Source organism: Streptomyces sp. NPDC034037 (genome assembly GCF_055575715.1).
This window is the reverse complement of sequence record NZ_JBVISC010000002.1, coordinates 53,918-67,020: the sequence shown is the minus strand read 5'-3', so window position 1 is coordinate 67,020 and position 13,103 is coordinate 53,918. Positions and strand designations below refer to the sequence as shown.

3 protein-coding genes are annotated in these 13,103 nt (G+C 73.9%); all 3 read left to right on the top strand.

Annotated elements, in window-relative coordinates; genetic code table 11:
• The first annotated feature begins 16 nt into the window (after positions 1-16).
• The 3 genes from ACZ516_RS06185 to fabD all read left to right on the top strand — a co-directional run bounded on the left by ACZ516_RS06185 (position 17) and on the right by fabD (position 13,020).
• Positions 17-3,631: a beta-ketoacyl synthase N-terminal-like domain-containing protein gene (locus ACZ516_RS06185; protein ID WP_469008781.1), complete on the top strand. Its 3,615-nt coding sequence runs from the start codon at positions 17-19 to the stop codon at positions 3,629-3,631.
• Between the two features lie 78 nt (positions 3,632-3,709).
• Positions 3,710-9,709: an amino acid adenylation domain-containing protein gene (locus ACZ516_RS06180; protein ID WP_469008780.1), complete on the top strand. Its 6,000-nt coding sequence runs from the start codon at positions 3,710-3,712 to the stop codon at positions 9,707-9,709.
• Complete coding sequence (gene fabD, locus ACZ516_RS06175; protein WP_469008779.1) at positions 9,706-13,020, top strand: ACP S-malonyltransferase; 3,315 nt, start codon at positions 9,706-9,708, stop codon at positions 13,018-13,020. Before ACZ516_RS06180 ends, fabD begins: the two co-directional genes overlap by 4 nt.
• The last annotated feature ends 83 nt before the right edge of the window (positions 13,021-13,103 follow it).

Sequence of the window (13,103 nt, the reverse complement as noted above, 5' to 3'; positions counted from 1 at the left end):
AGGAGATACGAAGTCAATGTCGCCCCACGTCAAGCAGGCGCTGTCGGAACTCGCGGCCCGTGTCCTCGACCTCACCCCCGAGCGCGTCTCCGGTACGCCCTTCGATCAGCTGGGCCTCGACCTCGCCGCGGCCGTGGCACTCACCGAGGAGATCAACTCCCGGTTCGGCACCACGCTCCCGACCAGCGCGGTCAGCGAAGCCGGTGACCTCGACGGGCTCGCCGCACGCATCTCGGACCGGCTCGCCCCCGCCACCCCGCCGGAGGCCGTCGCGGTGATCGGCATGCACTGCCGCACCGCGGGCGCGAACAACCCCGACGAACTCTGGCAGGTGATCGCCTCGGGCGAGGACCGCACCACCGAGGTCGACGACCCCGTGGCGCTCGCCCTGCTCGAGGAGCACTTCCCGGACGCCGCCGCGCCGCGCTACGGACGGATGGCCGACAGCGACCGCTTCGACCCGGCGTTCTTCCGCATCGCCCCGCGCGAGGCCGCCGCGATGGACGCCGCCCAGCGCGTGCTGCTCGAATCCTGCTACCACGCGCTGGAGGACGCCGCCCAGGACGCCTCCGCGCTGCGCGGCCGCGCGGTCGCCACCATCGTCGGCAGCACCGGCCTCGCACCCCAATCGGAGTACTCCGCGCACGCCCTGATGGGCGCCGACACCAGCATCATGGCGGCCCGCCTCGCCTACCAGCTCGACCTCAGCGGCCCCGCGATGACGGTCGACACCGCCTGCTCGTCCTCGCTCGTCGCCGTCGACATCGCCCGCAGGCTGCTCCTCGACGGCGAGTCCGACCTCGCGCTCGCCGCGGGCGTGTACGTCGCCAACCATCCCGGGACCTTCGTCACCATGGAGGCCCTCGGCACCGTCTCGCCGGGCCGGGCCTGCCGCCCCTTCGACGCCGACGCGGACGGCATGCTCGTCGGTGAGGGCGTCGGCACCCTCGTCCTCAAGCGCCTCTCCGACGCGGTGCGCGACAACGACCGGATCCTCGGCGTCATCCGGGGCAGCGCCACCAACCAGGACGGCCGCACCTCCGGCATCACCTCGCCCAGCTCCGCCGCCCAGAGCGCGCTGCTGCGCGACGTCTACCGCCGCAGCGGCGTCGACATGGCCCGCCTGCGCTACGTGGAGGCGCACGGCACCGGCACCAGCCTCGGCGACCCGATCGAGGTGCACGGCCTCACCGAGGCGTTCGCGGAGTTCACCGACCGCAGGCGGTTCTGCGCCGTCGGCTCGGTGAAGGCCAACATCGGGCACACCATGGGCGCCGCCGGTGTCCTCGGCGCCATCAAGGTGCTGCTGTGCATGCGGCACGGCAAACTGCCCCCCGCGGCGAACTTCCGCACCGAGAACAAGCACGCCGACTTCGACGAGAGCCCCGTCTACGTCAGCCGCGAACTGGCCGACTGGGACCGCGAGGCCGATCAGCCCCGCGTCGCCGGCGTCAGCTCCTTCGGCTACAGCGGCACCAACGCGCACATCGTCATCGAGGAGCACGTGGACACCCGCCCCGCGGCCCTGCCCACGCCCGAGCGCCGGATGGTCGTACCGCTCTCCGCCAAGAGGGGGGACCAGCTCCGCGAGAAGGCCGCCGCGCTGGCCGCCCACCTGCGCGCGGCCGAGCCGGATCGGCTCGCGCTCCGGGACGTGGCGTACACCCTGCAAGTGGGCCGCGAGGCGTTCGCCGAACGCGTGGCCGTCACCGCCACGTCGACGGACGAACTGCTCACGCGCCTCGACGCGTTCGCCGACGGCGCCGCCGCGGTGCCCGGCACCTACAGCGGCCGGGCCGCCGAACGCCGCCCCGCGACCCGCCCCGCCGGCCGCGACGTCGACGAGTACGCGGCGGCCTGGGTCACCGGAGCCCCGGTGGACTGGCCCCGCCTGCACACCGGCACCGCGCCGCGCCGCGTCGCCCTGCCGGGACACCCCTTCGCCCGCGAGGTCTTCCCGCACGCCTGGGCCGACGGCACCGCCCAGGGCCCGGCGGACCGAGGCGGCGCCCGTGCGGCGGCGGCGGCGAACGCCGTGCCCTCCGTCCTCGCCGACCTCGACGCCGCTGCCGCCGAGCACCTGCGGTCCGACCCGGCCGCCGCGGACCTGGAAGCCGCGCTGCGCTCCGACGTGATGGTGCGCGAGCTGACCGGCGTCTGCCGCAGGATGCTCTTCGCCTCGCTGCGCCGCATGGACGTCTTCGCGGCGGCGGGCGAGCGCTACACCGAGGCGGAACTGGTGAGCCGGCTCGGCGTCGTGGACGAGCACGCGGCGCTCTTCCACGGACTGCTCGGCGTCCTCACCGAAGGCGGCTACCTGCGCGCCGAGGGGGAACACCTGCTCACCACCGACCTCGTCGCCGAACCCGGCCGGCTCACCTGGGACGAGAGCGAACTGGCCCGCCTCAAGGGCGAAGTGACCGCCGAGTACGCCGAGATGGACGGCTACTTCCACCTCCTGACGCTCTGCCTCGAAGAGATGCCCGACGTCCTCACCGGCCGCAAGAAGGCGCACGAGGTGCTCTTCCCCGGCGGCTCCTTCGACGCCGTGGAAGCCGTCTACCACAGCGACGGGGACACCAACGGCCTGGTGGCCGGGCTCGTCGCCCGCTACGTCCGGGCGCGGCGCGAACGCGACCCCGGGGCCACCCTCTCCGTCCTGGAGATCGGCGCCGGCACCGGCGGCACCACCGCCAAGGTGCTGCCCGCGCTCGACGCCTCCGACGGGCGGCTCAGCTACGTCTACACCGACATCTCGCGCGGCTTCACCCAGTACGGGCGCAACCAGTACGGCAAGGACCACCCCTACGTCACCTTCGCGCCGCTGGACATCGAGTCGGCGCCCGTGGAGCAGGGCTTCGAAGCGGGCAGCCAGGACCTCGTCCTCGCCTGCAACGTGCTGCACGCCACCCGCCGCGTCGACGACACCCTGGCCCACGCCCGGCAGCTCCTGCGCCCCGGCGGCGTGCTCATCCTCCTGGAGACCACGCGGGCGCAGGACTTCTTCACCCTCACCTTCGGGCTGATGGGCGGCTGGTGGGCCTACGAGGACGACTGCCGCATCCCGGGCTCCCCGCTGCTCAGCGTCTCCCTGTGGCGCCAGGCCCTGGAGCGCGGCGGCTTCCGCGCGGTCCGCGCCCTGACGCCGGCCCCCGTGCGCGAGGACCAGGCGTACCAGGCCGTCGTCCTCGCGGAACTGGAGGGCGCACGGGAGGCGGGGGAGCCCGTGCGGGCGCTGCCCGACGCCCCGGCCCCGAGCGCCGCGCGCCCCGTGGCGCAACCGCCCGCCGAGGCCGCCGGCGCCGCCGAAGCCGGTGCGGCCGTCGCGGCGGGAGCGGCGGCGGGTGAGCCGTCCGGCGGCCCGCTCCAGGAGCTGGTGGCCGACGCGTGGCGCGACGTGCTCGGTGTCACCTCGGTCCGCCCCGAGGACGACTTCCAGGAAGTGGGCGGCGACTCGATCCTGGCGACCCAGATCATCTCCCGCCTCAAGAGCGGCTTCCCCATCGAACTCGACCTCGGTGAGCTGTTCCAGGCCCGCACCCTGGCCGACATGGTCCAGATGCTGGAGGCCGAGCTGATCGAGCGCATCGACGAGCTGCCCGAGGAGAGTGTGACCACCCTGCTCGCGTGAACCGGACCGTACGCCCGCCGCTCGCGTGAAACGGCGAGAGCCAGGACACCGCCGAGACCACCAAGGAGTTCCCCCGCAATGTCCCGCGAAGATCTCGCCACCTCGCGCAAGGCGCGGCTGTCCCCGCAGAAGCGGGCCCTGCTGGAGAAGCTCAGCGGCGCGGCCCGCACGTCCGGGACCACCCGCATCCCGCGCCGCCCCGCCGACGACCGCCCGCCGCTCTCCTACGCCCAGCGCCGCCTGTGGTTCCTGGACCAGATGGTGCCCGACAGCCCCGCGTACAACGTCCCGATGAGCTTCCGCGTCCGCGGGCCGCTGCGCCGCGAGGTCCTGGAGCGGGCCGCCGAGGAGGTGGTGCGCCGGCACGAGTCGCTGCGCACCCGGCTGCCCAGCGAGAACGGCGAGCCGTGGCAGGAGATCGTGGACGACGTCAAGGTCCCCGTCGAACTCGTCGACCTCACCGACGACCCGGCGCGGCTCGACGCGCTGGTTTTCGAGGCGGGCCGCCGGCCCTTCGACCTCGCCACGGGCCCGCTCCTGCGCGTCACCCTCTACCGGCTCGCCCCCGAGCTGCACGTGGTCCTGCTCAACGCCCACCACGTGGTCGTCGACGGCTGGTCGCTCGGCCTGTTCTGGCAGGAACTCTTCACGCTGTACGAGGCGTTCGCCGCGGGCCGGCCCTCCCCGCTGCCCGAACTGGCCGTGCAGTACGCGGACTTCGCCGTCTGGCAGCGCGAGTACCTCTCCGGCGACCGCCTGGAGAACCAGCTCGCGTACTGGCGGCGTCAGCTGGGCGAGGGCACGGAGAACCTGGAGCTGCCCCTGGACCGGCCCCGGCCGCCCGTCCAGACCTTCGAGGGCGGCGACCTCAGGGACGTCTACCCGGCCGCCCTGCGCGACGAGCTGCAGGCCCTGTGCCGGCGCGAGGGCGTCAGCCTGTTCGTCGTGCTGCTCGGCGCGCTCAACGTCCTGCTGCACCGCTACACGGGCCAGAGCGGCATCCCCGTCGGCTCACCGGTGACCAACCGCACCCACGTCGACATCGAGCCGCTGATCGGCATGTTCGTGAACACCCTCGTCTACCGCACGGACATGGCGGGGGACCCCGACTTCCGCGAGGTGCTGCGGCGGGTCCAGGAGGTCGTCAACGGCGCCCAACAGCACCAGGAAGTGCCCTTCGAGGTCCTGGTCGACGCCCTGCGGCCCGAGCGGTACCTGTCGCAGAACCCGCTGTTCCAGGTCTGCTTCAACTTCCTGCCCGCCCGGGAGCTGAAGCCGGGCGACGAGCTGGTCATCGAGGCCATCGAGGGCGTACGGATCGCCACCTCCAAGTTCGACCTGTGGATCAGCGTCGTCGACTGCGCCGACGAGCTCCTGGTGGAGGTGGAGTACAACCGCGACGTCTTCGAACCGGCCACCGTGCGCCGCCTCATGGACGCCTTCCGTGTCGTGGTTGAGGCCGCGGCGGCCCGGCCCGACGTCGCCGTGTCCCGGCTGCCCGTGCTGCCCGACGCCGACCGCCGCAGGATCGTCGAGGAGTGGAACGACACCGCGCAGGCCTTCGACGGCGCCGAGCGCTGCCTGCACGACCTGATCGCCGACCAGGCCGCCCGCACCCCCGACGCCCCCGCGGTCGTCTTCGGCGGCCAAGAGGTGACGTACGCGGAACTGGACCGCCGCGCCAACCGCCTCGCCCACTGGCTGCGCGGCCGCGGCGCGGGCCCCGAACGCACCGTCGCCGTCTGCGCCGAGCGCTCGATCGAGCTGGTCGTCGCGCTGCTCGGCGTGCTCAAGTCGGGCGCCGCGTACGTCCCGGTCGACCCCGACCACCCCGCCCGGCGCCGCGCCTTCATGCTCGACGACGCCGCCCCCATGCTCGTGCTCACCCAGGAGCACCTGCGGGCCGGGCTGCCGCCCACCGAGGCGGGGGTGTGCGCCCTCGACGCCGACTGGGCCCGCATCGCCGAGGAGCCGGAAGGACCGGTCGCGCACGGGGCCGGCCCCGACACGCTCGCCTACATGATCTACACCTCGGGGTCCACCGGCGAGCCCAAGGGCGTCCTCAACACCCACCGCGGCATCGTCAACCGGCTGCTGTGGATGCAGGACCGCTACCGCCTGGACGCCACCGACCGGGTGCTGCAGAAGACACCGTTCAGCTTCGACGTCTCGGTGTGGGAGTTCTTCTGGCCGCTGCTGGCCGGCGCCACCCTCGTCGTCGCCGGCCCCGACGAGCACAAGGACCCCGCCAGGCTCGCCGAGGTCATCGGCGCCGAGCGGATCACCACCGCCCACTTCGTGCCCTCGATGCTCCAGGTCTTCCTCGGCCAGGAGGAGGGCGCCGACGGCCTCGCCGGACGCTGCGCGGACCTGCGGCGCGTGGTGTGCAGCGGCGAGGCGCTGCCGTTCGCCCTCCAGGAGCGGTTCTTCGCCAAGCTGCCGGGAACCGAGCTGCACAACCTCTACGGACCCACCGAGGCGGCCGTCGACGTCACCGCCTGGCAGTGCGTGCCCGGCGACGAGCGCGGCGTCGTGCCCATCGGCCGCCCCATCGCCAACACCCGCGTCCTCGTCCTGGACGAACGGCTCAACCCCGTACCGGTCGGCGTCGTCGGCGAAGTGCACATCGGCGGCGTCCAGGTGGCCCGCGGCTACCACAACCGGCCCGAACTGACCGAGGAGCGCTTCGTCCCCGACCCGTTCGGCGCGCCCGGCGAGCGGCTGTACAAGACCGGCGACCTGGCCAGGCTGCTGCCCGACGGGGCGATCGAGTACCGCGGCCGCGCCGACTTCCAGGTGAAGGTGCGCGGCATCCGGATCGAACCCGGCGAGGTCGAGGCCGCCCTGACCCGGCACCCCGGCGTCCTGGACGCGGCCGTCGTCACCCGCGAGGACCCGCGCGAGGCGGGGCACAAGCAGCTCGTCGCCTACGTCGTGCCCGACACCGCGCCCGCCGCGCAGGCGCCCGGCGACGACGAGGACCCGATGGCCGAGCGTGTCGCCGAGTGGGCGGAGGTCTTCGACCAGGCCTACGCGCGGGGCACGGGGGCGCGCGAGGCGGACTTCAACATCGTCAGCTGGAACAGCAGCTACACCGGTGAGCCGCTGCCCGCCGAGGAGATGCGGGAGTGGGTCGACGGCACCGTCGAACGCATCCTCGCCCTGCGCCCCCGACGGGTCCTGGAGATCGGCTGCGGCACCGGCCTGCTGCTCTCCCGCATCGCCCCGCACTGCGAGAGCTACCACGGCACCGACATCTCCTCGGCCGCCCTGGACTTCGTGCGCACCCGGCTGCTCGCCGAGCGCCCCGACCTCGCGGGCGTCACCCTCGCGCACCGCGCCGCCGACGAGAGCGCGGGGCTCGACGAGGAGCCGTACGACGTGGTGATCCTCAACTCCGTCGCGCAGTACTTCCCCGACGGCGCCTACCTGCGCAAGGTCCTCGGCCAGGCCCTGGACAGCCTCACCGGGGACGGCGCCGTCTTCGTGGGCGACCTGCGCAACCTCGCCCTGCTCGACACCTTCCACACCGACGTCGAGCTGAGCCGCGCCACGGCGAAGCTCCCCGCCGGCCGCCTCCGCGGACGCATCGCCCGCCGGATCCGCCAGGAGCAGGAACTCCTCGTCCACCCCGCCTTCTTCACCGCCCTGCGCGAGGAGCGGCCCGCCATCGGCGGCGTCGACATACAGCTCCGCCGGGGCCGCCACGACAACGAACTGACCCGCTACCGCTACGACGCCGTCCTGCGCGTCACGGCACGGGACCCCGCCTCCGACACGGACGTCCGCACCCTCGACTGGGCCGACGCCGCCGGCCTCGACGAGGTCCGCCGGCGCCTCGAACAGGAGCGGCCCGACGCGCTCGTCGTACGCGGCGTGCCCAACGCCCGCCTCGCCGCCGTCAACGCCCGGCGAGCCCTGCTGCGCGACAAGGACGCCGAGGAGATCGTCGGCGAACTCGTCCGCGACACCCCGACCGGCACCGCCGGCCACGTGGACCCCGAGGAGTGGTGGCGCCTCGGCGCCGACACCGGCCTCACCGTCACGGTCTCCTGGATGCCCGACACCACCGACGGCAGCTACGCGGTCCTGCTCAGCCGCACCGGCACCCACCACCTGGACCTGCCCGACCCCCGGCGGGCCGGACCCCTCACGAACGACCCCGCCTTCGACCGCGCGGGCGCCGAACTGGTCCGCGACCTGCGCCGCTTCCTCAAGGACAGTGTCCCGGACTACATGGTGCCCGCCGCGTTCCTGCCGCTGCGCACCCTGCCGGTCGGCGTCAACGGCAAACTCGACCGCGACGCGCTGCCGCCGGTGCCGGAACAGGGCGACACCGACGGCGCCGCCGCCGAGCCCACCACCCCCACCGAACACGTCCTCGCCGAACTGTGGGCGGAGGTGCTCGGCGTGGACGACGTGGGCGTGCACACCAACTTCTTCGAGCTGGGCGGCGACTCCATCCACACCATCCACGTCGTCGCCAAGGCCAGGCAGCGCGGCCTGGAGTTCGCCCCGCAGCTCGTCTTCCGGCACGGCACGATCGCCGCCCTGGCCGCCGCCCTCGACGAACGGGCCGCCGCCGACACCACCGCCCCCGAGCAGCGGGCCGCCCCCGGGCAGGACGCCGACGCGGCGCTGCGCGAGCTGTCCGAGGCCCCCGGAGTGGTCGACGTCTACCCGCTCTCGCCCTTCCAGCAGTGGGCGCTCGGCGAGTGGCGCGAGCGCCCCGAGCCCGGCCTCTTCCTGGTGCACCGCATGCAGTTGCTCCAGGTCTCCGCGTTCAGCGAGGACGTCTTCGTCGACTGCTTCCGCCGGCTCATCTGCGAGCACCCGCTGCTGCGCACCACCTTCGCCTGGGACGGCCTCGCCGAGCCGGTGCAGGTGGTGCACGAGGACGCCGCCCCGGAAACGACCTTCGCCGACTGGCGCGGCCTCGCGGGCCCCGAGCAGGACGCCCGCCTGGAGACCTACCTCGCCGCCGACCGGGACCGCGGCGTCGACCTCGGCACCGCCTCCGCACTGCGCTACCTGGTCGCCCTGCTCGACGCGGAGACCGCGCTCGTCGTGGTGAGCCTGAACTACTTCTGCCTGGACGGCTGGAGCTTCGAGATCGTCACCGACCGGCTCCAGGAACTGCTCGACGCGGCGGCCACCGGCCGCACCCCGGCGCCCGCCCCCGCACGCCTGCCCTTCAAGGAGTTCGTCGAAGGCGTACGCGCCCTGCCCGCGCGGCCCGCCGAGGAGTACTGGCGGCGCGCCCTCGCCGGCCTGACCCGGCCGACCGCCCTGTCCGAAGGCGTCCGCGCCCTGCTGCCCGCACAGCCGGCCGAGAAGGGCTGCGCCCGTCAGATCATCACCCTCGACCGGGACACCACCCTCGGCCTGCGCCGCCTCTCCCAGCGCGCCCACCTCCCGCTCAACGCCCTGTTCCAGGGCGCCTGGGCACTGGTCAACGCCGCGTACACCGCCTCCGACGACGTCACGCACGGCGTGCTCCTCGCGGGGCGCTCCTCACCGGTCGCCGACCCCGACGCGCTCTCGACCATGGTGGGCCCCGCCTTCAACATCCTGCCGTTGCGCACCCGCCTCGACCGCGAGCGCGACGCGGGGTCCTTCCTCAAGGACGTCCTCGGCGCCCTCGTGGAGATGGGCGGCCACGAGACGACGCCCCTGGACACCGTCCTCGGCTGGAGCGACCTGCCGCCCGGCACGCTGCCCTGCGAGAGCTACATCGTGTTCCAGAACGTCGGCGTGGACACCATGGAGCGCTCGGGCACCGCCTTCTTCGTCTCCAAGATGGGCTTCCCGCTGCGCCTCGACGTCTTCCCCACCAACGTCGTCACCGTGCACCTGTCCTACCACCGCGACCAGGTCACCGACGCCGCCGCCACCCGGCTCCTGCTCGGCCTGCAGAACGTGCTCGAAGCCATGCTCGACGGCCTCGCTGGGCCCGTGGGGGAACTCGCCGACGCCGCCCTTCGCGAGCGCGCCGCGCCGCCCGGCCTCGGCGTCTTCCACGAGGGCGAGTTCCGCGTCGCCGACATACGCGAACAGCAGGGCGGTGAACGCGTTTGAACCGCCCCGTCGTCTTCCAGTTCTCCGGACAGGGCTCGCAGTACAGCGGAATGGGAGCGGCCCTGTACGAGAGGGAACCGGTGTTCCGCCGCGTCATGGACCGCCTCGACGCGGCGGCGGCCGACGAGCTCGGCGAGTCCGTGCTCGCGGCCCTGTACGCGCCCGGCCGGGGCCGCGCCGAACCGTTCGACGACATCGCCTTCACCCACCCGGCGATCGTCATGGTCGAACTCGCCGCCGCCGAGACCCTCATCGCGGACGGCATCGAGCCCGACCTGCTGCTCGGCGCGAGCCTCGGCGAGTTCACCGCGTCCGTCCTCGCGGGCGTCCTGGACGCCGAGGAGTGCCTGCGGCTCCTCGTCCGCCAGGCCGCCGCGCTGCGCGCCGCGCCGGGCGGCGGCATGCTCGCCGTACTGGACGACGTGGCACTGCACGCACGCGTGCCGCTGCTGCGGGAGCGCACCGAGGTCGCCGCCCGCAACTACCCGGGGCACTTCGTCCTCTCCGGCGCGCACGAGGACCTGGTGGCCGCCGAGGAGGAGCTGCGGGCCCGCAAGGTGGTGTGCCACCGCGTCCCCGTCCCGTACGCCTTCCACTCGCGCCGGATGGACCCCGGTGAGCCGCTGTTCCGCTCCGTCATGGCGGGGGCCGAGCTGAAGGCGCCGCGGCTGCCCGTCGTCTCCTGCGCCACCGGCGGCGAGGTGGACCGCGTCACGGTGGACCACCTGTGGCGGGCGACCCGGCTGCCCATCGAGTACGCGGGAACGCTGGCCGCGCTGGAGCGGCGCGGCCCCTTCCAGTACGTGGACCTCGGCCCCTCGGGCACCCTGCACAACTTCACCCGCAACGGCCTGCCCGCGACCTCGCGCTCCCGGTCGCTGCCGCTGCTCAGCCCGCTGGGCGACGACATCCGCTCCCTCGCCGCCGTGCGCGCCGCCGTACCGGCCACCCGGCGCCGGGCGCTCCCCGCACCCCCCGCACTCCCCGTATCCAAGGACGGCGTCATGAAGGTGTACGGATTCCCGGGCCAGGGCAGCCAGGCCAAGGGCATGGGCAAGGACCTCTTCGACGAGTTCCCCGAGCAGACCGCGCTCGCCGACTCGGTGCTCGGCTACTCGATCCGCGAACTGTGCGTCGAGGACCCCCGCCGCGAGCTGAAGCTGACCCGGTTCACCCAGCCCGCCCTCTACGTCGTCAGCGCCCTCGCCTGGCTGCGCGAGCAGCGCGAGAACCCGGCGCCGCCCGACTACTTCGTCGGGCACAGCCTCGGCGAGTACGTGGCGCTGTTCGCCGCCGGAGCCTTCGACTTCGAGACCGGACTGCGCCTGGTCGCCCGCCGCGGCGAACTGATGAGCCGCGCCGACGGGGGACGGATGGCGGCCGTCCTCAAGTGCGACCTCGAAACCGTCGAGCGGGCCCTGGCCGAGCACGGCCTGACCGCGCTGGACATCGCCAATCACAACGCCCCCGGCCAGTTCGTGCTGGCCGGGCCCACCGAGCAGATCACCGCGGCCAAACCGGTGTTCGAGGGGCTCGGCGCGCACTACGTCCAGCTCAACGTCAGCGCCCCCTTCCACTCCCGCTACCTGCGGGAGACCGCCGGGGAGTTCGGCCGCTTCCTCGCGGGCTTCACCCTGCGCGATCCCGCCGTGCCCGTCGTCGCCAACGTGGACGCCCGGCCCTACCGCCCCGGCGAGGTGGCGCGGCAGCTCGCCCGCCAGATCGCCTCGCCCGTGCTCTGGACCGACACGATCCGCTACCTCATGGGCAAGGGCGACTTCACGTTCGTGGAACTGGGGCCGGGGCGGGTCCTCGACAAGCTCGTCACGAAGATCAGGGCGGAGGCGGAGCCCCTGGTGCTGGAGGCGGAGCCCGCGGTGGCGGAGGCGGAGCCTGTGCCTGTGGCGGCGGGGCATGCGGCTGTGGAGGCCGAGCCCGCCGTGGCGGAGGCGCAGCCCGCGGTGGCGGAGGCGGAGCCCCCGGTCGTGGCGGCCGAGCCCGGGAGGGTGGAGCCCCGGGTCGTGGCGGCCGAGCCCGTCGGGACCCGGGCCGGCGGCGGCCCCGCCGCCCTCGGCGCCGCCGCGTTCCGGGAGCGCTACGGCCTGCGCTACGCCTACCTCGCGGGAGCCATGTACGGCGGCGTGTCCGGCGCCGACCTCCTGGTGCGGCTCGGCAAGGCGGGCGGCATGGGCTTCTTCGGCACCGCCGGGCTCCCCCTCGACGAGGTCGGGACGGGCCTGGACGCGGTGCGCGCCGGGCTCGGCGCCGACGGGCCCTACGGCGCCAACCTGCTGCACCAGCACACCGACCCCGACCGGGAGTCGGTCCTGGTCGACCTCTTCCTGCGCAAAGGCGTGCGCACCGTCGAGGCCTCCGGCTTCCTGCGGATCACCCCGGCCCTGGTCAGGTACCGGCTCAGCGGCGGGCGGGTGCTCGCCAAGGTGTCGAGCACCGACATGGCCGCCGCCTTCCTCGCGCCCGCCCCACCCGCGCTCGTCCGCGAACTGGTCGACGCGGGCCAGGTCCGTGAGGACGACGCCGCGCGGTACGCGAACCTGCCGCTGGCCGATGACCTGTGCGTGGAGACCGGCTCCGGCTGGTACGACGCCGTCGGCAGCCTGACCACGCTGCTGCCCGCCGTGCTCCGGCTGCGCGACGCCGCCGCCGGACCGGGGCCGCGGGTGCACGTCGGCGCCGCCGGCGGCATCGGCAGCCCGGAGGCGGCCGCCGCCGCGTTCCTCCTCGGCGCGGACTTCGTGCTCACCGGGTCCATCAACCAGTGCACGCCCGAGGCGGACACCAGCACGGCGGTCAAGGACCTGCTCCAGTCCCTGGACGTCCACGACGTGGCCCTCGCGCCCGCCGCCGAGATGTTCGAACTCGGCGTACGCGCGCAGGTCGTCAAGCGCGGGGTGTTCCTGCCGGCGCGCGCCACGAAACTCCACGACCTGTGGCGCCGCCACGACTCGCTCGACGCCCTCGACGCGCCGACCCGCCGGCAGATCGAGGAGAAGTTCCTGCGCGCCCCGCTCACGTCCGCCTCCCGGGCCGGCGACCCCAAGCGGCGGATGGCCGACGCCTTCAGGAGCTACCTCGACCGCGGCTTCGAGCTGGCGCGCCGCGGCGAACCCGGCAGGACCGTCGACTACCTGATCTACTGCGGGCCCGCGATGGGCGCGTTCAACTCCTGGGCGCGCGGCACCGTCCTGGAGTCCTGGCAGTCGCGGCACGTGGATGCGATCGCCGAGCAGCTGATGACCGAGACGGCGGCACTGCTGCGCCGGCGCGCGGCCGCGTTCGCCGCGCTCTGAGCCGAACGGACCACCCGCCGAACGGACCGCACGCCGAACCGGCCACCCGCCGAACCGCCGCACACCGGGCCGCAGCCGCACTC